Below are 23,230 nucleotides of genomic sequence, written 5' to 3' on the forward strand. Positions count from 1 at the left end.
CCTAATAAACGTGGACTAGGCCGTAAATAACTACCAATTAATTTTAACTGATACCAGTAAACAAACTAGGCTTACTTTTCACCCTCAACGACAGTGCCACAATCACCTTTACTGCACATATTGTGCTAAAAAGGTAGCAACTTGCTGCTTATACGCCGCATAATCTTGCGTAATCGCCGTCGTATGACCGGCCCCTTTGACCAACCATAACTTTTTAGGGTGGTGAGCTTGTTGATACAACGTTTTTCCCATTTTAGTCGGGACAAAATCATCTTTAGTGCCACTAATAATCATGATGGGTAACCGATTTTTTTTGATTTGTTTAACCGCATCCGCCTCACCAAATGTATACCCCGCACGTAGTTTTGTAATCGCACTCGTCACATCGACTAACGGAAAGGCAGGTAAATGATACAACTGCCCGGCTTGATAACTAATAATTGCTTTGGCACTTGTAAATGGGCTGTCCACCACATAGGCCTTAATTTCAGGAATCTGAGCTTCGCCACTCGCCATGGTCATCCCTGCAGCACCCATACTAATCCCACTCATTACAATTTGGGTGGTTGCAGTTCGCTTAACCACAGCCTGCGCCCACTGCAAATCGTCTTTACGTTCCAGCCAGCCATAACCGACCGCTTGCCCTTGGCTAGCACCGGCTGCCCGAGAGTCCGGGATCAACACGTTATACCCAAGTTCATGATACATGCCAGCCCAAGCGCCCATCAAAGCTTTATTACCGGCAAAACCATGGGCTAACACAACCGTTTTCTTTGACTGATTCTTCGGTAAATACCAAGCAACCAATTTTAAGTGATCCTTAGACGTCATCGTCCAAGTTTGCTTCTTAGCAGTTAAATACCACTTTTTTTCACGATACACCGCACTCTTTTTTGATAGTTTCGTACTCTGGGTCACAAACGCTTTATCGCCCCGCGCAATCGCGACTTGATAGAAGTACGTTCCCGCTCCAATCAAAGCCCCCGCTAACAAAACAACGATGACCCCGACTGTAATTAACCACTTTTTCATCCATTCCGCCAACCTTACTTAAATATTGGGTGAATTTTCGCCACTACCACCATCATAACGTTTATAATTAAAGATAACTAGACTATATTTGGAGGGTATGTGATGCACTATTCAAAAACTTGGGACCTCGATCGGATTTTTCCCGGTGGCATTGATTCACCAGCTTTAACCACTAAGTTAGCCACCATTAAACAGCAACTCCCAACGACACAAACGGCTTTAACGAACTGGCGAATCGACGCTGATACCCCCGCTTATGATTGGTTTCAACAATTAGTCAGTGACTTGCAAACCATTCAAGCTGGCATCGCGCAAAGCCAAGTCTTCGTTGTGGCAATCCAGTCGGCGGATGCTAGTGATACTAAGGCGGGCACGCGGCTTAACCAACTGTATCAATTAGATAATCAATTCGAAAATTTAATGACGCAATTCAAAAAGCGGTTAGTACAACTATCGACGACGACCTTTAATCAACTATTGGCCCAGCCAGAATTACAACCATTAGCCTTTAATTTAACAGAATTTCGCCAACAAGGCTTGGCTTTACTGGACGACCGAACTGAGGCTTTGATTAATAATCTTGCCATTGACGGCTTTCAGGGTTGGAGTGATCATTACGACACCTTAGTGAGCCAGCTTAAAATCAAGTATACCGACGAACACGGTCAGCAGCAGACGTTATCAGCCGGTCAAGCTCAAAACAAATTAGCCGCCGCCATGCCAAATGCGCAACGCACGGCATTAATGGCTAGCTGGGAACAAGCTTGGCAATCACAAGCAGCGCCCTTTGCAGATACACTCAATCATCTGGCCGGCTTTCGCTTACAGAACTACCAAGCGCATGGGACTACCGATTTTTTGCGTAAACCATTAGCGCTTAATCGGATGAGTCGTGCAACCTTGGACACCATGTATCAGGTGGTCGCTGACAACCAATCATTATTACTAAATTATTTAAATCGCAAAATTGCCCTCATGGGTAAAACCCAACTTGATTGGCAAGACGTCGAAGCACCCTTAACGCTGGGGCACGCTACCAACAGTCAAACTTACGATCAGGCGGCAGCTTTTGTCACCGCCAACTTTCAAAAGTTCAGTCCTAAAATGGCTAAATTAGCCCAGCATGCCTTTGAAAATCGCTGGATTGAAGCCGAAAATCGCCCGAATAAACGGCCCGGTGGTTACATGGATAACCTGCCTGAAACCCAAGAATCGCGAATTTTTATGACTTTCACTGGGTCACCCAATGATACCGCCACCTTAGCCCACGAACTGGGCCATGCCTTTCATGCTGACGTCATCAAGGACTTACCCCTTTGGCGGCAAGACTATGCCATGAATGTGGCCGAGACTGCTTCAACTTTTGCGGAACTAATTGTTGCGGATGCCAGTGTCAAAGCAGCCACGGATCCCAAAACCAAGCTGAATCTATTGGATGCCAAAATGCAAAATCCGTTAGCCATGTTCTTAGATATTCGGGCTCGTTATTTATTCGAGACCAGCTTCTATCAGGCCCGGCAACAGCATATTGTGACGCCTGATGAACTATCCAGCTTAATGCTAGCCGCTCAAAAAGAAGCTTACGGTCAGGCCTTAACAACTTACCATCCTACTTTTTGGGCTAGTAAATTGCATTTCTACATTGCAGATGTGCCCTTTTATAATTTTCCGTATACTTTTGGCTATCTATTCAGTCTGGGGATTTATGCGCAAGCCCAAACGAGTGACCACTTCGAAGACCGCTATATCGCACTTTTGCGCGATACTGCGGCCATGTCGACGGAAGCTTTAGCCAAAAAACACCTCGATGTTGATCTCACTAAGCCAGATTTCTGGCAAGCCGGCGTCGCTTTAATCAAACAAGATATTGATGAATTTATGACGCTTTCGGAACCCCTACTATAACGAAATGGAAGTGACAACATGTTTCCAGAACGCTTAAGAGCTTTACGTCGTGGTCAAAAAATGACCCTCGGTGAACTTGCCACAGCCTTAAATAACTTAGCTGATGCTGATTTAACTAATCGCCAAAACACCGCGGCCCAAATTGGAAATTGGGAACGCAACTTACGGACCCCTTCTTATTTAGAAGTCCGTAAACTAGCTGAATTTTTCAACGTCACAACCGATTATTTATCGGGACGGGCTGACCAAGAAGAATATGATTTGGGCCGGATTTTCTTATCTGGCAAGCCGCTCACCTTTAATCAAGAACATCTTTCCAGCGAAGATCGCTACGAATTATTTCAATTGATGAATGGCTATCTACATGGTCGCCAACAACGGTTAACGCCCGATGCCGCTGGTCAAGAAGAACTTGATTTACACTTTGACAATTAGGAGTACGCAATGAATCCGAAAAAATTAAAGCAACTAAAGAAACGGGCCAAAAAACAGCCAACCACTAAGCCGTATATTGCGCAACTTACCCACTATCGTGAGCTGTTCCAAGACGATCCTCAAGTGTTAGTGCTCATTAATAACGCCTTGGAAAGTGATCGGTTACTAGCCGCCGGGTTACCACCTCAACAATTACCGGTACTACAACTGCCTGATGACTTTCAAGATCAATTGTTCCAACGACTGAATACCCAATATGCCATGGGCGATCCAGCCGGTGATGCTGCTTGGAATCAGCTTTCGGCCGCATTACCAAAAGTTGACCAACTCCTCCGTGACTTCCGGGATTATATCGAAGCGCAGTATGGCATGTGGGCCTATATCAGTGCGCCCTTCTTAAAAGACTTGGCCGATTTTGTTGGTGAGGCTCCCGTTCTAGAGGTCATGGCCGGTAATGGCTACATCTCAAAAGGCCTCAAACGATTACATTCCAATCAGACGATCATCACCACTGACTCGAAAGCTTGGACAAAAGAAACCGACAATCAGACTGGCCGCCAACCGGTCACTGCTATTGAAACGTTAGATGCGGTCGCCGCGTTTAAGCGCTACGCTGCAGACATCGACTACGTTATCATGGCATGGTCACCGGATAAGCTCACCTTAGATTGGGACTTGTTGCAAGCCATTCGTGCCAGCGAGACGCCGGTACCTTTAATTTGTATCGGTGAAAAGTATGGGGCCACCGGTTCCAAGCAGTTCTGGGATCACGCCCATTATCGTGATGATGACGCAGTTACCCAATTAAATACGCATTATCGTCCCTTTGATTTAATTCACGATCAAGTCTATGTCATTTCATAGGGGACACGGCTAGCACCCTTGATGACAAAAAAAACAATCGCGACAAGAATTTTGTGAATTCTTGTTGCGATTGTTTTTTTCTAAATCTCAATTAAAGTTATCCACTGGGGATAACTTTACGCCAAAATTGCAGTTTTTAAAAAATCGACTGCCGCCGCATGCATTTTATGTGGGACGTGATGCCCACCGCCTTCAGCCGTTTTAAAAACGGTTTGGGCTAAGGCTGGCGTATCCGCAAACTTTTGCTTAAAATCAGCAACATATTGGTATGGGACCATCGTATCTGCCGTACCATTAAAGAAAAACATTGGCCGCCCAGCTAACCGGTCCGCATGTTGTGACAAGTCAAATTGACCAAGCTGGTCGTAAGTGGTCTGCAACCAAGCGTTCGGTAACTTAGCTTGGATGGCCGCCGGTAATTGTGCAACCTGCGCCTTAGCAAAAGCAGTCGGGGCTGGTGCACCAATTAATGAGGCCCCCGCAACGACAGCTGGTTGGGTCGCCATAATTGCGGCCGCCGTAATGCCACCCATCGATGTCCCCATTACTCCCAGCTGGTCAGGATCACTAATACCTTGCGCCACTAGTGCCGCAACTAACCGTGGAAATTCAGCAACCGAATGCCCCACAATTTCCCAGAAATGTTCAGGATGTGAATCCAAATCAACTTCAGTCGCCCGACTGCCGTGTAAATAAGCGGTGGGTAAAATCACACGAAAACCAGCCTGAACTAATTGATAACTTGCAACTAATTCAGCTGACGTGGGGGTTGTCCAACCATGATAATCAATAATAGTCGGTTGTTTGGTCTGGGCCTGGCTCGCCGCAAACACATGTAATACAGGTAATTCATCCAGCTTCGTCGTCCGGACAATTACATCTTCAAAGACAGTCGTTGTCATTATTATCACCATTTCTCGAATTAATAAGTTTTAGTTTAGCAGAGAATTATCCACAAACCAATCAATAAGGCCCTCACAACACCTTCAAACCAAACACAAAAAAACGCTAACTCTGGAGTTATCCACAGTTAACGTTAGTTGCAGCTTATTTTTCTAAAGTATCTAAGAAATCTTCAACTTGTTTTTGTGTTTTGCGGAACTTATCCACATAACGACCCGTTTCTTCACCGTCTTCAATCCCGACGAAGCTTGGAATCCCCATAACGCCCATTTCTTGCGCAATCTCAATATTGGCATCTCGATCAACCGTAATCCAATCATATTGATCATATTTAGCTTCGATTTGGGGCATGACAGGCTTAATAAAAGCACAATCAGGGCACCAATCCGCCGTAAAGAATAACATATGCTTGCCAGTTTTGATGCGTTCCCGAATTTCTTCATCACTTAAAGTTGCTGTTGCCATCTGAATGCCTCCAAATATATATTTATTTCAATAAGTTAAGTTTACCACGTACAAAAAGTAAGTAAAGTCTTTTATCCTATTTGGTCCCTGCGATAATTGCCTGTACTAAGTCCGCTTTTAAATCAATCACATTTTCAATGCCTGTGGATAATCGCAATAAATTGGGCGTGATACCTTTAGCTTGCCGTTGCGCAGGGGTTAAGTCTTTATGTGTTTGCACGGCCGGCACCGTGATTAGACTCTCCACACCGCCCAAGCTTTCAGCAAATGAAATTACTTTCAAGGCCCGTAGAAAGGCATCAACTTCAACCGTTTCAGCTAGATAAAAACTAATCATCCCACCTCGACCCGGATATAGCACACGGTCAACCTGCGGATTAGCCGTCAGGGTTTTAACTAAGGCCTGCGCATTCGCTTCATGTTGACGTAACCGTAATGGCAACGTCTTCAAGCTACGCAATAATAACCAAGCATCAAACGGATCTAAAACCGCACCGGTCGTCACCAAATTAAAGGCTAATTGGTCCACATCAGCAGGTTGTTTCGCAATCACAATTCCCGCCAATATATCATTATGCCCTGCTAAATATTTGGTCGCTGAATGAACTACAATATCAGCACCCAAATCCAACGGCCGTTGAACCAAAGGGGTATAAAACGTGTTATCCACAATTAATTTTAAGCCATGTGCTTTAGTCGTCTGCGCCGTCGCTGCAATATCAATCACGTGCATCATGGGGTTAGACGGCGTTTCTAACCATACGGCGACAGTATGATCATCAATCAAAGTGGCCAATTCAGATTGACTTTTGCCATGCCATACTGAAAAGTTCAACTGGTAATGATCATGTAACAAATCAAAGAAACGATAGGACCCACCATACAAATCATCCGAAATAATGAGCCGATCGCCAGTTTTAAAAAGTGTAAAGACCAGCTGAATAGCTGCCATGCCAGAAGATAACGCCCAAGCTGCCGTCCCATGCTCTAACGTTGCCATCGTCTGTTCCAAAATACAACGTGTTGGTTGCGCTTCTCGCGGATAATCAAACCCCGTCGATTGACCTAACCCCGCATGGCGATAGGCAGTGGCCAAATAGATTGGCGCTGAAATTGCGCCGGTTTTCGCGTCATCCGTTCGATTTCCAGCCTGTGCTAACTGCGTTTCAACTTGTAACTGATGCCTTACTTTCTTCATCTCATTAAACTCCCTTTCACTTTGTAGCCAACAAAAAAAGCCCTAATCCAATGAAGGACTAGGGACGTTTACCGTGTTACCACCCAAGTTTATTAGCTGGTCACCCAAGCTAAACTTATCAAGTTATGGACATCATAACTCACTAAAATATCGGTCAGTTACCGCTAAGACAGCCAGTCGACCATCATTAGGCGTTCCGAGTTCATCTTCATTATCTCAACATTCACCGCTTTACAGTCTGGACGGCTTCCTGTAGAACGTCTCGATAATTACTCGCCTCATCACTACACAATTTTTAATTGTATTTTAATCATACTTTAATTGTGTTATTTTTGTCAAGTTGTTGTCTCATAAAGTTAGCCGACTAATCCCAGTTGTTGATTTAACCCAGCTAATTCTAGTTGTAACGCTTGTCTGATGCGTGGTGCCTGGGTTGGTTCGGTAAATTGCTGTAATTTCAAAGTTAAGTATTGCCGTTGCGCTAATAGGTAGGTTTGCCGCCCAGTTTGAGTCACCGTTGCCACTACCCGCGCCGAATCGTTGCCCCTAGGTGGCAACTTAATAACTTGATCCATCATCGCCCCATCCTCCTTAGTTTCAATCCCCTTAGTGTAGTCCCTTCGTCCAACGATAAGGCAAGCTTTTTCATAAAAAAAAGCTTGGATTTTGTCCCAAGCTCACCATTAATTTTAAACTGACAGTTACCGCATGATGCGTTCTAAATAGGCGGCCCGGATTAACCGATAAGCTGTCTTATTTTTTAACTGGGTCAACTGAAATTGGTCAGTCTCGACTTGGCTTAACATTGCAGCATTGTTCGCCAATTCCCACGCCACTGATCGCCCTGCCATCTGACACGCATCTAACGCCACAGTTTGCGTCAACAAATGTTGCAACAACACGGTTAGCGGTTCATTGGTTGCTAATAACTGTAAATCTGAAACGCGGGCCGCTAAGAGCCAGCAACGTGCTTGATCCGCTAGGCCACGTAACTGCTGCTTTAGGTCCGATACTGCTCGTGGCGAGTTTTTTAGATAAGCCACGGTTAGGCTAAGCAAGGCGGCGGCCGTATTAAGTAAGGCTTGATGATCTAAACAAGCTTGATAACCAACCAAATACCACTGTCGTTGTAACTTGGGCGCCACTGGTTGCTTCAGCGAGGCCAATACTGTGTTCATTTTTTCAATCAAACGGGCATATGGCGTTTGATCAATTTTGGTGACCAAGGTCTCCAGCGTATATTGAACTATAATTTGACTCTCATCAGTCGCCGGATTCCAAACTAATAAATCGACATCAGCTTGAGTTTTCACCTGCGCGATAGCTGCCTGTGGATTGCTGGACCAAGCACCGACTGGTTCAAAATCATGGTCAGTTAGCTGAATCGCATATTGTCGCATCCCCAGTGGCCCCCTTTTTATCATGACTACCACACCCAATCAGGCACATCATTCCGGCCGATTAATGCCGACACTTTCCTTAAGATATGCTTGATCATCGGCCGCATGCATGACTAAATCAGCAATCGCCCGCCGCGAAACTAGCTGTCCGCCAAATGGATCGCCCTTTTGTGTGACTTCATAATCATCACGACCATTGTCAAACCAACCGGGACGCACAATGGTATAGTCTAAATCGGAAGCTTCAATCACATCTGCGGCCGCACGATAAGTCTGCAACATCGAATTACTGGCCAAGTTACCCTCAGCGCCAAGATGGGCTGGAATTTCATTGTAAATTCCCATCGAACTAATAAAAATGAGTCGTTTCACCTTAGCTTGATGCATGGCAGCAATAATATGTTGTGCCATTAACGCTAACTGACCGCTTAAAGCAGCAAAAACCACCGTTTGACCAGCCATGGCGGTTGCTAATTGTGCAACTTGATTAACATCGCCTTGAATCACCGTTTCACGACCATCATCGGTAACTAGTTGATTGGCACGCCGTGAGAACAACGTCAATTGATCATCACTGTGGGCTAATAAGTAATCCCGGGTAATCGCTCCAACTGAACCAGTCGCGCCTAAAATTAAAACTTTTTGCATCTTTAAAGCCCTCTTTTAATTATTTTATAGTTTAACTTTAACAGCTTAGACCAACGCTAAGGCAAGCCAAAAATTCACTTTATTTTAGCGCCATGACACAAATTAGCCTTTTCACCGGCATAGATTTAATTTTCAACTACAGCGTAACAGCTTACACTTACTGTAAGACAAGGCTTTTTTTAAATTAATCATTTCACTTGTCATTAGCGTCAATTCGCCGTATGATACTAGTCGAAACTAATATTAAACTTTGGGAGGGTTACAGTTGTCCTATACTATCCAAGCAGTTGCTAAAAAAATGAACGTCTCAACTTACAGCATCCGCTACTACCATGACCACGGAATGTTGCCGTTCGTCAAACGTGATGAAAATAATAATCGAATTTTTGATGATACTGATTTGGAATGGCTCAAAGTCATTATCTGCCTACGCTCGACTGGGATGCCGGTTGAACGCATTCAGCATTATCTACAGCTCGTCCAACAAGGCGAAACCACCGTTCCTGAACGCTACGAGATGATGAAAGCACAACAGGAACGCACGTTAGGTGAGATTAACGATCTCCAGAATCATTTAAAAACCATTAATGTAAAAGTCGACCATTATGCCGACGTCTTGATTAATCATAAAGTGGATAACTTCGTGCCTTCCAACATGGCAGAAGCTACTGAACACGACGTTTATCAAGAAAATCAACCTTAACACTGATTAAGACCTTAAAAGACGATTGCAAGTTAATCCCTGCAATCGTCTTTTTTTGATTATTTTATATGAATTTAGCTACTAGTACAAAGTAGAGCAAAACCAACACACCTAAGCCTAATGTATATAATAGCGCTAACCATTGACCGCCTGGTGTTCGGCCGGTCTTGCCAAAGCAAATTGCCGCGCCCCCACAAATGACACTGAGACTGCCTAGGTCCAAGCCCACGCTATGATTCATCATCATTACAAATGGTCCAAGTAACCCACCGATAATTGCAATCCATTTCGCCGCCACTAAGATTACCCGTCCAACCTGCTTATCCTTTTCATCGTACTTTTCTTTCGCCATCTCACCAGGCCACCTTAGTCTCTTATTTTTAACGACACTTAATCGCACTAACCTATCTAGTATGCCGTATTTTAGTCAGCTGTGCAAGAAGGCGCTTACTTATGCCAAAAAAGGACCTCCGCTTCCACCCGGAGATCCACCTTAATTCTACTAAGTGATTAACTTAGTAACCTTTACTTGTTTAGCTTAAACCTTCAAGTCGACTTTAAGTCAAGCGCTTTTATCATTTTAGTTATTATAAGTTGCGGATACGACAGTCCAAGTAGCAGCCGTCACTGATTGCCGTTCCAATTGTCCCTTGGCATTTACTCGAAAATTACCGACCAAATGTGAGACTCGATCATTTGTATTCTCATAGACCGTAACATAGACTAGCCCATCAGCGTGATACTGGCTGAATAAAAAATCATCTTTCGTGACACTGGCCGTCGTATACTGTTGCGCAACCTGCTGCCAAACCCAATCATTAAGTTGGGCCGTAGTTAAATGTGTCGCCATCACCGCTGACTGACTAGTGCTTTGATTGTCTGTGCCGTGACTGCTATTTGTGGTTGATCTGGCGCTGGTGCTTGCCTTAGCTTCAGTGGTAGCAGCGCGCGTCGCAGTCGTCGTACTAGTACTGGCAGCTGTTTTTTGACTATTGGTTGCAGTTGACTGGGACGCTGAGGTCGCCGTGGTCCCTTGCTTAACTTGCGACGTTGATTGCTGCTTAGTAGCTGATTTGACTGAAGAACTGACCGCTTGATGGACTGGTTGCGTTGTTGTCTGACTGGATTGCGGCCACAACAAATAACTACCGCCGCCCAAAACTGCTACGCCAACTAATACTGAAGTCCCCATAATCATCTTTTTCATCACACATCAACTCCCCAAAAGTTTTAGTTTTATGCTTGCCTTAACCATACGCTAAGTTTGTTAGATTTACCATCTTTTTCCAGTCTTAAACTAAAAAATCAACGTTTGCGGATAAAAAAATGGATCAACAGTATAATTACTGTTAATCCATTAATCGCGGTACTGGTAAAACCAGTAGGGATGCCGCTCCACAACGTCAGTGACCCAAGCACTCCGAATACGTCGGAGAAACGTGCCCCGCTATCAATAATTAGTCACTAGCCGCTCGCGCGGAACTTCCATTGCTGGAAATCTGACTTTATCGACTCATCGCATTAGTAAGACTACCATCTTTTACCATAGTATGCAAGTTTCCCTAACCACAATAGTTGGCGTCACCCCGCAAACATGGTATATTTAGTCGGTGTTATAGGAGGAATTTCCATGACTTGGCTCATTTCATTTTTATCTATTCTGATGCGACCTCTAAATTTTTTAGTCACGTTAACGAATCAAATCGGCGGTTGGTCCTATGTCGTCTTGTTCCTAGTGATTTTCTTGGAATCAGCGTACCTCGCCTTTGCCTTTTTACCTGGACAATCGCTCTTATTCTTAAGTAGCTCCATCGCGGCTAGTACACACTCCAAATTAAATATTTGGCTTTTATTAGCTATTTTTATTATCGCGGCTACCAGTGGTGCCATGCTCAAGTATCGTGCGACCCGCCGCTTGGATCAGCACAGTCACTTAGAAAAAGGCTTAAATTCCAGCAAGCTTGACACCACAAAAGCCCTTTTTGATCGCCATGAGAAGCCGTCCTTGCTTTGGGGCCGCTTTATCCCCTTCGTCGGCTTATTCATCCCAGTCATTGCCGGTACAACTCAAATGGACTGGCGTCACTTTGAAATCTGGAATTTTTTAGGCGTCTTAATTTGGGTCGGTAGCTGTTGTTTTTGTGGCTATTACTTTGGTGATTGGCCATTTGTCGAACAAAATTTCACTTGGATCATGCTAGTTTTAATCATCCTACCAATCTTAGGCCGTTATAGTTATCACTATTTAAAACGCAAACACCACCTATTACTTAGTAAAGCTAACTAAAAATCTGGCTTTCGGCACACGTTTCGACAACCTCAATGACCACTACCAAATAATCGCTGCAAGAATTTTGTGAATTCTTGCAGCGATTATTTTTTACTGGCGTTCGCCCGGTACAATTAAGAAAATAGCAGCTAATAAAGCCAATAATAATAGTCCGGAACCGACCAAAATGGCTTGCTGAAAACCAATAATTTGCGTATGGGCTAAACTTTGAGTGGTCACTAGAATCGATAGCCCAACGGAACCCCCGATTTGATGCATCACATTAACAACACCTGAAGCCGCTCCAGCGTCAGCACCTTGCGTATGTGCAACACCAGCAGCCGTAAAGGGACTTAAAGATAAGCCTTGACCAATGCCAATCACGACCATCGGCGCCGCAATCCCCCACCAATAACCAACTGTTTTGGTAAAGAAGCTCATCCAGAACATGCCAATTAAGGTTAGCGTAATCCCAATCACCAGTAGACCGCCATTGCCCCATTTAACCGTTAAGCGGGCCACTTGCAAGGCAACAATAAAGTTCACAATCGTCAGTGGAAAAAAGGCCACACCCGCCATCAACGCACTAAATCCCAATTGCTGTTGCATTAATTGCGGGGTAATAAACCAAAATCCTAGCATCGCACCCAGGTAAAGAAAGCGACCTAGATAGGCCCCAAGCCGTTCACGATCCACGAATAAATGTAACGGCATAATCGGTTGCGCCGTTCGTCGTTCCTGATAAATAAATCCGGCTAAGGCGATGACAGCAATAAGTAATGCTGGTCCCTGAGCCCAATCACCAACAATACTATAGACCAACGCACTCATGCCGATTAAGGACGTCAAAGTCCCTAGCCAATCCAAGGTGCCACTTTGACCATGGTCCGCTTTCAAATCACGAACTGCTAAGGCATACATCCAAATACTAATTGGCACATTAATGAAAAAACCAATACGCCAAGTTAAAAGACTCGCAAACACGCCACCAATGACCAAACTCACACTGGCACCAATCCCAGCCATTGCACCATAATAAGCAATTGCGCGAACTCGAGCTGGTCCAGTATACGTATCCATCAAAATTGCCAAGGTAGTTGGCGCTAAAATTGCTGAACCGATCCCTTGGAAAGCGCGGGCAGCAATTATCATCGTGGCGTTCACTGACAAGCCCACGACTAATGAGCCAATGCCAAAAATAACTAACCCAACTTGGAAGACCCGCCGACGCCCGAATAAATCACCCGCACGACCGCCTAATAGTAGAAAGCCACCGAAAGTTAGCGAATAAGCACTACTAACCCAAGAAAGTGTCTGCTGATTCAACTGTAAATCCTGTGCGATTTTCACTGTTCCCGTGAAAATAATAGAATTATCTAGCAAAATCATAAAATAACTAAACAAAATAATTAATAAAATCCAATCGAATCTTTTTTTATTACCCATGTGATTTCTCCCTGTCTTTAAGTGAACAAAAAGTAGTTTAGACCTTCATCCGTACTTTAAGGCAAGCCCTAATCAAAACTTTTTTCAAAGCGTTGAACTTGTTTTTAGCCAACTACCACTTTCAACGTCAAAAAAGGCGTTTGGGTAAGTTCCCAAACGCCAATTTCACAAGTTAATAGTTCGGTTCATCCGCATTCAGACCTGATTCACGGGCTGTTGTTTGCTTTTGATGTTGCCGCTCTAATTCCCGTAACTCCGCCTCAGTTGTTTCCATGTGATCATAAAAATGATTGAGTTTGTAATTCAAATGGTCAATTGCGGCTTGTAAATCATCACGCTTTTCTTCCATGACAGCCAGCTGAGACTTTAGTAACGCTTTTTGTTCCTTGGCATTGTCTTCCTCAGCATCAAACAATTCAATATAGTGGCGGAGACTTTCAATACTCATACCGGCCGCTCGCATTTGTGTTGCAAACCGAATTCGCCGAATGATCCGGGCATCAATATCACGATTACCGACTTCAGTTCGATCAATCGTTGGAATCAGTCCTTCTTTTTCATAATACCGAATTGCCGCCGCTGAAATGCCGGTCTGTTCACTAGCTTCTTTTATGTTCATATAAGTTGCACTCCTTTGCTTAATGCGGGGTTCTCGATAGCTCCCAATCATTAGCTGTTAAACTGACCTTAGCATATCCCTTAATGTGAACTTCAAGGCAAGCCCTGACAAAAAAAGAGTTCACTGACTAGATTGTGATAGCTGTTACCATCACAATCCAACACACCGAACCCCATCTTAATTAAGCATCTGCCCCAGTAATTTGATTCAAATGATCAATTTGAGCTTCAAACCAACTTGTCAAAACCGTTTTAGCACTAGTGCGATCAGCGAGAACATCCGTTGCCGTTCCGAGCTCATCAATCCGTAAGCCAGATTGAAAAGCTTCCGATTCCGCAATCATATAAAGCTTGATTGGCATGGTATCCTCAGCCATCGTTACCTTACCGATTTCGGTTAAGGCATTCCATGGCAAATTAATCACGCTAGTCTCCAAGCGAAAACTAATCGCTGGATCGTGTTCGGTGGTTAAGATTGCTTGCGTCAACTGATCAGCAGCCACTTGGTCTAAAAAGCCGTTCAACCAAGCATCTAATTGATCAATTAACTGATCGTAGCGACCACTAAAAGTCGGTTGCGCGATTTTTTCAGCAGTGATTTCATCTATAAAAGTCTGTACATTTCGTTGCATAACTATCCCTCATTTAGTTAGTTTTGTGACGCCAACGGGTCAATAAGACCAGCGTATAAAAGTTCACGCCAAGGCCAATCACCGCCATGACCTCTAGCATTAGTTTAATTTCCATGCCAGCGGTGCTTTGATAACCAGACATCAAGGCGCTAATCAACCCTAATGAATAAATCACTAAGACTAGGCCCAAGACGTAAAACCCGAGCATCCGATTCACATAAACAGCCAATACGCCTAAAAAGTATAAGACTAAGGCGATTAATAAGCCCTGCCACATTTGGCTAGCTGATAATCGTGCCGTTTGTAACTGAAAGTGACTGGTCGACATCATCCAATTGACGATACCGTAACAAAAAAAGGAAACAAACGCAAATGCAACTACCCGTGTAAGTTTCAACTAACCACTCCTGTTATTCGGCGATTAAATCAATAATAGCTTCCCGCGGAATCCCAGTGAAGTAACGATTCAAGTCAATATCAGCTAACTTTTTCGTTAATTCATCATGATCATAACGCACGCCCGTTAAGGCTTTTTCAATATCTTGCACATTGCCACTACCGAAGAAATCACCGAAGAATTTGATATTTTGAATATGACCATCAGTTACCAATAGTCTCGCATCAATGGTCCCCATATCGAAATGTTGACGCCGCTTAACCGAGAATTCAGGTGATTTGCCATAAACCCAATCCCAATTAGCATAATAGTCTTCATAAATTTTATCAATGGCTTTTTGCTGTTCTGGTGAAACTTTATATTCTTTATCCGCAATTTCAGCCAAAGAATCTACTTTAAATAGTTCAGTTAACAATTTATCCCGGAATTCTGGTACTGAAATATTTTGATACTCAGGCGCTAAGAATGGGCGTAAGTTAGTCACCCGACTCCGAACCGACTTAATCCCCTTTGAAGCAATCTTATCGGTTGGGACCGTCAAGGCATTAGGAACGACGTTTAAATCTACATTTAGCATCAGCGTGCCATGTGAGAACGTCTTACCATTGCGAGAGTACATCGCATTGCCAGAGAACTTCTTGCCATCAACCAATAAGTCATTACGACCACTAACTGTTGCAGTCGTTGCGCCCATATCATGTAACACGTCAATAATTGGTTGCGTGAATGTTTTAAAATCACCAAATTCTTGACTATCACTGTCTACGACAAAGCTAAAGCATAAGTTACCTAAATCTTGATAAACTGCCCCGCCCCCGGATAACCGGCGCGTCACAGTAATGTTATGTTCCCGAACATAATCAGCATTGATTTCTTCCAATGTATTTTGATTACGTCCGACGATGATACATGGTTCTTCATAATAAAACAAAACCAATGGTTCATCAAACTCAACATTATTCATTAAGTACTGTTCAGTCGCAAGATTACGACCGATTTCATGATCTTTCATTGAGACATAATACATTTGATATCAGCTCCTCAGCTTTTAGCTACTTTCATTATACTGCGCGAATTAAAAAGGACCCACACTGTGAGTCCCCATTTGGAAGAACCAATAAAATTGAGTGTGGAATTCGTCATTCCCCAAAATCGTTGCTCCACAAGCCACATCCTTGAACGACTTAATTGGCGGCTAGTCATTCTCCGTGGCATTAGCGTGCCATCAATAGATGGATGGTCAGTTGGTTATCCGAGATTAGCGGAAACACTGGGTACTGTACTAGCTATCACTTGACGGGTTTGTTACAACAATTGGGTAACGTTGCTACTGACCGATGATTCTTCCGATGAATTTAATATACCACATAATGTAAGCGATTGCAACGGTGTATAAAAAACAATCCAGTCAGCGTTGGCCGACCAGATTGCCTGAAGTTAATAGCGGTCGTAATCGCTATTCATTTTAATATGATTAGTATAAGACTAAGCCATTAATAAAACAATTTTTTAGCATGCCCTTAATGCACCACTGCAACATAATGGGTCGCCCCTGAACGGCTCAGATACTTCAACCAAGTATAACCATCCGCTACCACGGTGCCACTATAATAAACCCGATCACCGGGATAGTATTCCCCAGCAATGCTAGCTCGCGTACTAGGCGCGGTCCGAATATTGGTTGTCGTTGTAAAGGTAAAGCTCCCCGTCTTGGCAGTTGTCGTTGTTAAATTATTTTGATTTCCATCAAGCGCCACGTAATGCGTCGCCCCTGAATACGATTGGTAACGTAACCAGGTTTGACCATTAACGGTGACTTTAGCATTATAGCGAACGGTATCACCAGCGTAATAGGTGCCAACCGTGGTCGCATTCGCCGCTGGTGCCTCCTTAATAGCCGTTGTCGCCTGGAAACGATACGTTCCACTGGTTGCCGTAACAACTGGTTTGCTGTCATTCAGATTGCCATTAATTGCCACATAATGATCCGCGCCAGAATATGACCGGTAACGTAACCACGTCTGTCCGGCAATCGTCACTTTGCCATTATAATATACAGTTTCTCCAGTTCGATAGGTGCCAACCGTGGTTGCTGTTGCACGCGGCGCACTTTTAATCGCCGTATCAGCAGTAAAACGATACGCTCCAGTGGCGGATTCAACACTAGGCGCTGCATCGGCAACATCATCCCCAATAGCAACATAATGCGTCGCCCCTGAATACGATTGATATCGTAGCCACGTAATACCCTCGGCTTCAATCGTACCATTATAATGAACAGATTCGCCAGCATCATAAGTGCCAACAATTTTAGCTGAACGACTGGCACCATCACGAATATTAGTTGTCGTCGTAAACTTGAAGGTCCCAGTGGCGGGGGTTACTGTCACACTGTCATCCCCACTAATCGCAATATAGTGTGTTGTCCCTGAATACGATTGATACCGTAACCAAGTGTAGCCATCCGCCACAACCTTACCATTGTAATGAACGGATTCACCGGCATCATAAGTGCCAACTACTGCTGACTGCATGCTAGCAGCTGTATGAATATCAACGGTTTTTGTGAACTTATAAGTGCCGGTAGTATTATTTTCAGCGGGCTTTTCGGGTGTCGTCCCAATAACTTCTTGGTCCCAATTCTGTAACTGGTAACTATTGATGGTATTAATTAACGCCGTCGCATAATTGGGATCAGTCGCATAGCCATCGCTCTGTAATAATCGCGCAACCGTTTGATAATCAGTGACCCCTAACAAGTTGTGGTAACGTGAGTTATCGACTAGAAAAGCCCCATGATCTTCCACACTAGCAGACCAGTTTGGATATTGTCGGAAAGCTGCTCGTACGGTGACGTACTGCCCGTTCACCCATTCATTGGTTTCAAAATAGATGGATTGACCTTGATAGGCGCCTTTAATCCCAAACAAGTTATTTCCTTGTGTCGATAAAGCCGAACGGCCCCAATTACTTTCAATAATTGCTTGTGCGGCTGTGATAGATGGTAACACGCCATATTTACGCCAGCCTTCTAAGGCGCCGGCTTTAATCTGATTAAAGAACGTCTGTTGATAATCATTCATGGTTGGCGCCACGGCTTCATCCGCAGCACTGCCAATCGTTATATCTTCTGGTTCAATTGCCATTGCAGCCGAGTTAGCAACTGATTTGACTTGAACTGGCGCCGCACTAGTCACCATTTGATCCACTATGCTGGTTGCAGACGCTGGTTGTTTGATTGACTCCTGACTAGTAATTGCCAGTTTTTCATCAACAGCTGACAAAGCTTGATCAGCAACTGGCGCAGCTTTTTCCGTTGCTTCACCAGTCACGGCTGAATTTTGCACACCACTGGTCGCACTAGTTACGGCAGTTGCCGCTGATGTCGTGGTCACCGTTGCTTGACTAACAGCAGCTGAACTGACGATTGGCGCCTGACTTGCAACCGAAACTGGGGTGCTCGTAGACGCAGCCGAGCTAGCAATTGTCTGGCTGGTCACTGAACGAGCTGCGGTGGCCGTACTAGTCGTATTAGCAGCACTGGCGTCGTCAACCTGACTACTACTTGCTTGGCTACTACTAGTGGCACTCGCACTAACTGCAACAGTTGACGTGGCCGCTTGGCTAGTCACAGCTGGCGCTTTTCCGGACTGTACATAATTGTTTTGACCATTGACGGCTTGATTAGTAGCAACCGCAGTCGTATCAGTATCGTTAGTTGCCTTATCGCCGGTTGATGCCGCTTTACTAACTGCCACTGGTAATAAAGCGGTACTCAACATTAATGATGCAATGATTTTTGTCATTCCGATTTTCAATTAAAATTCCCCAAATCTCTTATTAAAGCTGACTAACAGACAACAATTTATTTAAACTCATTATCTCAGGATTACTGCTACGGCCCTAATAGTAGCACCCTCCCGTGTTACATTCAATTCGAATATTGTAATATAATTTTACTGTTACTTTGTTATTTCAAAACTAATTAAATTTCACATGTTAGGATTTTATTCATAGTGACAATAATTAACCCTGCTTGCTAATTATTTATCTTTTTAGCAGCCACCTTTTACGCACATAAAACAAGGCCATTCTTAAATCTAATGACAATTAATATTGTTTAGACCTATCTTCTAACCAATATTAAGTAATTAATTTTAATTTACCAACTAGTAAAACCATCATTTAAAGGCGCTTAATAAAAAATTTAACTTTTTTCAATAATTAATATATCAATATTAAATTTTACAAACTGTAAAAAAAGTCATCAGACTGCAACTTCTAAGCTAAAAGGCTTACAGCCGCCGAAATTAATGCTAAAATAAACATATTAATTAGCTATTAAAAACGGGGGTAACCATTATGTTACAACAATATCAAAATATCTTGGTACCAGTTGACGGTTCCAAAGTCACCGAAGAAGTTTTAAAACGCGGTATTGAAGTTGCCAAGCGCAACGATACTCATTTGGACATTTTAAACGTTTTGGAAGTTAACCAATTCAGTGATACGTATGGCGGCGCTGTCAGTGGCGATGTGATTTATAAGCTATCGGAAGATGTCCAACAACGCCTAGCCGAACTCAAACAAGAAGTCATTGACGCTGGGGTTAAAAAAGTTGACGTGCATGTCCGTTTCGGTAATCCGAAGACAGTCATTGCCCGAGAATTCCCTGCCGATCATCATAATGAATTAATTATGATTGGGTCAACCGGCTTGTCTGCAGTTGAACGATTAATGGTCGGTTCAGTCACGACCTACGTTAGTCGTAATGCAGTTTGTGATGTGCTAATCGTCAAACCAGTTAAATAATGACACGAAAAAAGTGAGTTCCGAGGTACCTAAACAGGCCCTCGGAACTCACTTTTAAGTTAAGAAAGGTGATATTATCGTGCAATGGACCAAGCAATTTAAGCTCTCAGCAGCTCTTGATCAACAAACCGTGCGTGACTGCTTAAAAATATGGCTAATTCCTAAACGCATCCAAGGACAATTACGACAAGGGCGCCGCATCTGGCTCAATGATTGCCCCGCCTCGGTCGCAACCATTGTTCATACGAATGACCGTTTAACTTTACAATTTTTACCAACTGATTTTCGGACCCCAGTTTCTAGTTATCAACCAGATGTTGCGGGGGCCGTCCCCATCCTCTATCAAAACACAGATTTGCTCGTCATCAACAAACCTGCTGGCTTAAAGGCCCACCCCAATCAACCGGGTGAACGGGGGTCGGTTTTAAACCATTTGGCTGCGGATCTGCAAACGACCGGGCAAGTCCCTTACATGGTCCATCGACTCGACCAAATGACATCCGGTGCTATGCTAGTGGCCTTAAATCCGGTGGTCGTCCCAATCCTTGATCGTTTGATCAGTACCAAACAAATTCACCGGACTTATTATGCTTGGGTTCGTGGCCATTTTGATCACCTCACCGGACAGTTCACCGACCCTATCGGCCATGACCCGATTGATCAGCGCAAACGCTGGATTAATACGGTCGACGCCCAGACTGCGCTGACTGACTATCAAGTTATCCAGACAACTCGGTACCAAACCTTGGTTAAGCTTGACCTCCATACTGGCCGTACCCATCAATTACGCGTTCATCTCGCAGCTAACGATCACCCCATCATCGGTGATCCACTTTATGACGACGCGTATCAATCAGCGCCGCGCTTATTGTTGCATGCTTGGCAACTACATCTCACGTTACCATTTACGGCGACTGCAGTGACAGTTACCGCACCGTTACCTGCCAGCTTTGCTGATTTAACCCAGCTAGACCATTTTTAAGCACTCAAAAACGACGTTTCAACCCGGTGAGTAGTCACCAAGTTGAAACGTCGTTTATTTTATGATCAATTCAATAGTAACCTGTTATTTCAGGCCTTTCCACTGCCAATCATTAACTTCTGGTAAATCAGTACCGGCATCGCGAATATAAGCATTGTGCTTAGCCAGCATATTATCCATACTCTGAACAAAGGCAGCCCCTTGATCTTCCATCGCTGGTTGCGCCGCAATTGCGGTCTTAGCTAGGTCGAAACGGTCCATTTGGTTCATGACCCGGACATCAAATGGCGTTGTAATATCACCATTTTCACGGTAGCCATGTACGTACAGATTATGATTGTGACGATCAAAGAAGATATCACGAATCAAATCTTCGTAACCATGGAACGCAAAGACAACTGGTTTGTTTTTCGTAAAGTAATGATCAAATTCTTCATCGGACAAGCCCCGTGGATCGTGCTTAGGACTCCGCAACTTCAATAGATCAACCACGTTAACAAACCGAATCTTCATGGTTGGGAAGTTCGTGTGTAAGAGTTGCACCGCCGCTAAAGCTTCCAAGGTTGGTTCCGTACCGGCCGTTGCAAACACAATATCTGGTTCACTACCTTGGTCGGTGCTAGCCCAATCAACAATCCCTAGACCATTGTCAACTAATTGTTTAGCTTCTTCAATACTAAACCATTGTTGGCGTGGATGCTTGGACGTTACCACGTAATTAATCTTTTCTTGGCTTCGTAAAATCACATCACCAACTGCCAATAACGTATTCGCATCGGCTGGTAAATATTCCCGAATATATTCAGGTTTCTTTTCAGCCAAATGCGTCAAAGCACCTGGATCTTGATGGGTATACCCATTATGATCTTGTTGGAATACCGTTGAAGCAGCGATAATGTTCAATGAAGGATACTTTTTGCGCCAATCAAGTTCATTGGCCTTCCGTAACCACTTGAAGTGTTGCGTTAACATTGAATCCACAACGCGCAAGAAAGCTTCATAACTTGCAAATAAACCATGACGACCAGTTAGGACATAGCCTTCAAGCCAGCCTTCAGCTTGATGTTCAGATAACTGAGCATCTAAAACTCGGCCAGCTGGTGCTTCATATTGATCACTATCTGGATGAATATCTTCAAGCCATTGCCGATTAGTCGCTTCAAAAATACCGTATAACCGATTTGACATCGTCTCGTCTGGTCCAAATAATCGGAAATTATCTGGATTTTGCTTGATAACGTCACGCAAGTAATCTGACCAGACAAGCATGTCTTGCTTAACGTTGGCGCCGCGTTGCGTCGTATCAACAGCGTAATCTCGGAAACTCGGCAAATTCAAAGCTTTTGGATCAACCCCACCATTGGTGATTGGGTTAGCAGCCATCCGACTTTGACCGGTTGGCATAATCGCCGCAATATCAGCCTTCAAAGTCCCGTCGTCATTGAAGAGTTCCGTTGGCTTGTATGATTCGAGCCAATCAACTAAGGCATCAGCATGTTCCATATCAAGTTGATCAACTGGAATTGGAATTTGATGTGCCCGGAATGATCCTTCAATCTTTTCGCCATCCCATGACTTAGGACCTGTCCAGCCTTTAGGTGCGCGGAAGACGATCATTGGCCAAACAGGCAAGCTTGGATCGTTATTTTCACGAGCATTCTTTTGGATGGCTTTAATCTTTTCAATCGCTTCATCCATGGCTTTGGCCAATAATGGATGCACTTTTTCAGGATCATCGCCTGTTACAAAGATAGGTTCCCAGTTCATACTTTCAAAGTATTGTCTGATTTTGGCATCTGAAGTCCGACCAAACAACGTTGGGTTGGAAATCTTAAAACCATTAAGATTTAAGATTGGTAAAACTGCCCCATCATTAATTGGATTAATAAACTTCGTTGATTGCCAAGAAGTTGCCAATGGCCCCGTTTCGGATTCACCGTCACCAACGACCACTGCCGCAATTTCGTCAGGATTATCTAAAATCGCACCAGTACCGTGTGAGATAGAGTAACCGAGTTCGCCACCTTCATGGATTGAACCAGGTGTTTCAGGCGCCGCATGTGACGCCACGCCCCCTGGGAATGAGAACTGCTTGAACAATTTCTGCATCCCAGTTTTGTCTTGCGTAATTTCAGGATAAATATCGGTATACGTGCCATCCAAGTATGAGTTAGAAACCATCACTTGACCACCATGACCGGGACCTTCAACGTAAAACATCTTCAAATTATATTTATTAATGACCCGATTTAAATGGGCATAAATAAAGTTTTGACCGGCAATGGTTCCCCAATGACCGATTGGATGAACTTTAACGTCGCTCGCCTTTAAAGGCCGTTGTAATAATGGATTATCTTTTAAATAAAGTTGACCAACTGATAAGTAGTTGGCAGCACGCCAATACTTGTCAACTTCTTGCAAATATGCTGGTGATGAGTAATCTGTAGCCATTCAAAACACTCCTTAATTTGCTTGCATTTATCATTCGAGTTACTATCTGACATCGTTTACAAGTTCTATC

23 protein-coding genes are annotated in these 23,230 nt (G+C 43.9%); 7 read left to right on the forward strand and 16 right to left on the reverse strand.

The genetic code is table 11. The features are described 5' to 3' along the window. Positions 1-108: 108 nt before the first annotated feature. Positions 109-1,032, reverse strand: coding sequence for an alpha/beta hydrolase (locus C5Z25_RS03745; RefSeq protein WP_105451398.1), 924 nt, complete (start codon positions 1,030-1,032; stop codon positions 109-111). 102 nt (positions 1,033-1,134) lie between these two features. On the opposite strand from C5Z25_RS03745, the gene C5Z25_RS03750 reads away from it, so the two are divergent. The 3 genes from C5Z25_RS03750 to C5Z25_RS03760 are packed head-to-tail and all read left to right on the forward strand — an operon-like array spanning position 1,135 to position 4,236. Further along, positions 1,135-2,937 carry a M3 family oligoendopeptidase gene (locus C5Z25_RS03750; protein WP_105451399.1) on the forward strand — a complete coding sequence of 601 codons (1,803 nt, stop codon included), beginning with the start codon at positions 1,135-1,137 and terminating at the stop codon, positions 2,935-2,937. A gap of 18 nt (positions 2,938-2,955) precedes the next feature. Continuing rightward, positions 2,956-3,372, forward strand: coding sequence for a helix-turn-helix domain-containing protein (locus tag C5Z25_RS03755; RefSeq protein WP_105451400.1), 417 nt, complete (start codon positions 2,956-2,958; stop codon positions 3,370-3,372). Between the two features lie 9 nt (positions 3,373-3,381). Further along, positions 3,382-4,236: an SAM-dependent methyltransferase gene (locus C5Z25_RS03760; protein WP_105451401.1), complete on the forward strand. Its 855-nt coding sequence runs from the start codon at positions 3,382-3,384 to the stop codon at positions 4,234-4,236. Between the two features lie 116 nt (positions 4,237-4,352). Here the strand turns inward: C5Z25_RS03760 and C5Z25_RS03765 are convergent, their stop codons facing one another. From C5Z25_RS03765 to C5Z25_RS03790, 6 genes are all read right to left on the reverse strand, one after another. Further along, on the reverse strand, positions 4,353-5,138 hold the full coding sequence (locus C5Z25_RS03765) for an alpha/beta fold hydrolase (protein ID WP_105451402.1): 786 nt from the start codon (positions 5,136-5,138) through the stop codon (positions 4,353-4,355). Positions 5,139-5,283: 145 nt separating this feature from the next. After that, positions 5,284-5,604, reverse strand: coding sequence for a thioredoxin family protein (locus C5Z25_RS03770; protein ID WP_048000313.1), 321 nt, complete (start codon positions 5,602-5,604; stop codon positions 5,284-5,286). 76 nt (positions 5,605-5,680) lie between these two features. Further along, positions 5,681-6,802, reverse strand: a complete 1,122-nt coding sequence (locus tag C5Z25_RS03775; protein WP_105451403.1) for a PLP-dependent transferase — start codon at positions 6,800-6,802, stop codon at positions 5,681-5,683. A 356-nt stretch (positions 6,803-7,158) separates the two neighbouring features. Further along, the gene (locus tag C5Z25_RS03780) at positions 7,159-7,380 is read right to left on the reverse strand and encodes a hypothetical protein (protein WP_105451404.1); all 222 of its coding nucleotides are present in this window, start codon (positions 7,378-7,380) and stop codon (positions 7,159-7,161) included. A gap of 123 nt (positions 7,381-7,503) precedes the next feature. Next, positions 7,504-8,202: a hypothetical protein gene (locus tag C5Z25_RS03785; protein WP_105451405.1), complete on the reverse strand. Its 699-nt coding sequence runs from the start codon at positions 8,200-8,202 to the stop codon at positions 7,504-7,506. Between the two features lie 48 nt (positions 8,203-8,250). After that, positions 8,251-8,850: an NAD(P)H-binding protein gene (locus tag C5Z25_RS03790; protein WP_105451406.1), complete on the reverse strand. Its 600-nt coding sequence runs from the start codon at positions 8,848-8,850 to the stop codon at positions 8,251-8,253. A 265-nt stretch (positions 8,851-9,115) separates the two neighbouring features. Here C5Z25_RS03790 and C5Z25_RS03795 point away from each other — a divergent pair, with 265 nt between their 5' ends. Then, on the forward strand, positions 9,116-9,553 hold the full coding sequence (locus C5Z25_RS03795) for a MerR family transcriptional regulator (RefSeq protein WP_105451407.1): 438 nt from the start codon (positions 9,116-9,118) through the stop codon (positions 9,551-9,553). A gap of 64 nt (positions 9,554-9,617) precedes the next feature. On the opposite strand, the gene C5Z25_RS03800 is transcribed toward C5Z25_RS03795, so the two are convergent. Further along, a complete protein-coding gene (locus C5Z25_RS03800; protein ID WP_105451408.1) occupies positions 9,618-9,905 on the reverse strand; it encodes a hypothetical protein in 288 nt (95 codons plus the stop codon). Positions 9,906-10,133: 228 nt separating this feature from the next. Further along, positions 10,134-10,760: a hypothetical protein gene (locus tag C5Z25_RS03805; protein ID WP_105451409.1), complete on the reverse strand. Its 627-nt coding sequence runs from the start codon at positions 10,758-10,760 to the stop codon at positions 10,134-10,136. Between the two features lie 423 nt (positions 10,761-11,183). On the opposite strand from C5Z25_RS03805, the gene C5Z25_RS03810 reads away from it, so the two are divergent. Continuing rightward, on the forward strand, positions 11,184-11,840 hold the full coding sequence (locus tag C5Z25_RS03810) for a DedA family protein (protein ID WP_105451410.1): 657 nt from the start codon (positions 11,184-11,186) through the stop codon (positions 11,838-11,840). A gap of 93 nt (positions 11,841-11,933) precedes the next feature. Here C5Z25_RS03810 and C5Z25_RS03815 read toward each other — a convergent pair whose 3' ends face one another. The 6 genes from C5Z25_RS03815 to C5Z25_RS03840 form a co-directional block, all read right to left on the reverse strand. Further along, positions 11,934-13,268 (reverse strand): MFS transporter, encoded by a 1,335-nt coding sequence (locus C5Z25_RS03815; protein ID WP_105451411.1) that lies wholly within the window; start codon positions 13,266-13,268, stop codon positions 11,934-11,936. A 172-nt stretch (positions 13,269-13,440) separates the two neighbouring features. Beyond that, positions 13,441-13,887 (reverse strand): MerR family transcriptional regulator, encoded by a 447-nt coding sequence (locus C5Z25_RS03820; RefSeq protein ID WP_105451412.1) that lies wholly within the window; start codon positions 13,885-13,887, stop codon positions 13,441-13,443. A 181-nt stretch (positions 13,888-14,068) separates the two neighbouring features. Next, positions 14,069-14,518 (reverse strand): hypothetical protein, encoded by a 450-nt coding sequence (locus C5Z25_RS03825; RefSeq protein ID WP_105451413.1) that lies wholly within the window; start codon positions 14,516-14,518, stop codon positions 14,069-14,071. 13 nt (positions 14,519-14,531) lie between these two features. Continuing rightward, entirely contained in the window at positions 14,532-14,915 is a 384-nt protein-coding gene (locus tag C5Z25_RS03830) for a hypothetical protein (protein WP_105451414.1), read from the reverse strand. Between the two features lie 13 nt (positions 14,916-14,928). Next, a complete protein-coding gene (gene lplA, locus C5Z25_RS03835) occupies positions 14,929-15,942 on the reverse strand; it encodes a lipoate--protein ligase (protein ID WP_105451415.1) in 1,014 nt (337 codons plus the stop codon). A 493-nt stretch (positions 15,943-16,435) separates the two neighbouring features. Then, positions 16,436-18,733, reverse strand: a complete 2,298-nt coding sequence (locus tag C5Z25_RS03840) for an SH3 domain-containing protein (protein ID WP_105451416.1) — start codon at positions 18,731-18,733, stop codon at positions 16,436-16,438. Between the two features lie 544 nt (positions 18,734-19,277). Here C5Z25_RS03840 and C5Z25_RS03845 point away from each other — a divergent pair. Together C5Z25_RS03845 and C5Z25_RS03850 are read left to right on the forward strand one after the other, a co-directional pair. After that, on the forward strand, positions 19,278-19,727 hold the full coding sequence (locus tag C5Z25_RS03845; protein WP_105448925.1) for a universal stress protein: 450 nt from the start codon (positions 19,278-19,280) through the stop codon (positions 19,725-19,727). 79 nt (positions 19,728-19,806) lie between these two features. After that, positions 19,807-20,709, forward strand: coding sequence for an RluA family pseudouridine synthase (locus tag C5Z25_RS03850; protein ID WP_105451417.1), 903 nt, complete (start codon positions 19,807-19,809; stop codon positions 20,707-20,709). Between the two features lie 84 nt (positions 20,710-20,793). On the opposite strand, the gene C5Z25_RS03855 is transcribed toward C5Z25_RS03850, so the two are convergent. After that, on the reverse strand, positions 20,794-23,160 hold the full coding sequence (locus C5Z25_RS03855; RefSeq protein WP_105451418.1) for a phosphoketolase family protein: 2,367 nt from the start codon (positions 23,158-23,160) through the stop codon (positions 20,794-20,796). Positions 23,161-23,230: the final 70 nt, after the last annotated feature.

Source organism: Lactobacillus sp. CBA3605 (genome assembly GCF_002970915.1).
Lineage (GTDB): Bacteria > Bacillota > Bacilli > Lactobacillales > Lactobacillaceae > Lactiplantibacillus.

Bases quoted from the DNA above. Each gene is read 5' to 3' on its own strand.
- C5Z25_RS03745 (WP_105451398.1), bottom strand. From the start codon at position 1,032: ATGAAAAAGTGGTTAATTACAGTCGGGGTCATCGTTGTTTTGTTAGCG.
- C5Z25_RS03750 (WP_105451399.1), top strand. From the start codon at position 1,135: ATGCACTATTCAAAAACTTGGGACCTCGATCGGATTTTTCCCGGTGGC.
- C5Z25_RS03755 (WP_105451400.1), top strand. From the start codon at position 2,956: ATGTTTCCAGAACGCTTAAGAGCTTTACGTCGTGGTCAAAAAATGACC.
- C5Z25_RS03760 (WP_105451401.1), top strand. From the start codon at position 3,382: ATGAATCCGAAAAAATTAAAGCAACTAAAGAAACGGGCCAAAAAACAG.
- C5Z25_RS03765 (WP_105451402.1), bottom strand. From the start codon at position 5,138: ATGACAACGACTGTCTTTGAAGATGTAATTGTCCGGACGACGAAGCTG.
- C5Z25_RS03770 (WP_048000313.1), bottom strand. From the start codon at position 5,604: ATGGCAACAGCAACTTTAAGTGATGAAGAAATTCGGGAACGCATCAAA.
- C5Z25_RS03775 (WP_105451403.1), bottom strand. From the start codon at position 6,802: ATGAAGAAAGTAAGGCATCAGTTACAAGTTGAAACGCAGTTAGCACAG.
- C5Z25_RS03780 (WP_105451404.1), bottom strand. From the start codon at position 7,380: ATGATGGATCAAGTTATTAAGTTGCCACCTAGGGGCAACGATTCGGCG.
- C5Z25_RS03785 (WP_105451405.1), bottom strand. From the start codon at position 8,202: ATGCGACAATATGCGATTCAGCTAACTGACCATGATTTTGAACCAGTC.
- C5Z25_RS03790 (WP_105451406.1), bottom strand. From the start codon at position 8,850: ATGCAAAAAGTTTTAATTTTAGGCGCGACTGGTTCAGTTGGAGCGATT.
- C5Z25_RS03800 (WP_105451408.1), bottom strand. From the start codon at position 9,905: ATGGCGAAAGAAAAGTACGATGAAAAGGATAAGCAGGTTGGACGGGTA.
- C5Z25_RS03805 (WP_105451409.1), bottom strand. From the start codon at position 10,760: ATGAAAAAGATGATTATGGGGACTTCAGTATTAGTTGGCGTAGCAGTT.
- C5Z25_RS03810 (WP_105451410.1), top strand. From the start codon at position 11,184: ATGACTTGGCTCATTTCATTTTTATCTATTCTGATGCGACCTCTAAAT.
- C5Z25_RS03815 (WP_105451411.1), bottom strand. From the start codon at position 13,268: ATGGGTAATAAAAAAAGATTCGATTGGATTTTATTAATTATTTTGTTT.
- C5Z25_RS03820 (WP_105451412.1), bottom strand. From the start codon at position 13,887: ATGAACATAAAAGAAGCTAGTGAACAGACCGGCATTTCAGCGGCGGCA.
- C5Z25_RS03825 (WP_105451413.1), bottom strand. From the start codon at position 14,518: ATGCAACGAAATGTACAGACTTTTATAGATGAAATCACTGCTGAAAAA.
- lplA (WP_105451415.1), bottom strand. From the start codon at position 15,942: ATGTATTATGTCTCAATGAAAGATCATGAAATCGGTCGTAATCTTGCG.
- C5Z25_RS03845 (WP_105448925.1), top strand. From the start codon at position 19,278: ATGTTACAACAATATCAAAATATCTTGGTACCAGTTGACGGTTCCAAA.
- C5Z25_RS03855 (WP_105451418.1), bottom strand. From the start codon at position 23,160: ATGGCTACAGATTACTCATCACCAGCATATTTGCAAGAAGTTGACAAG.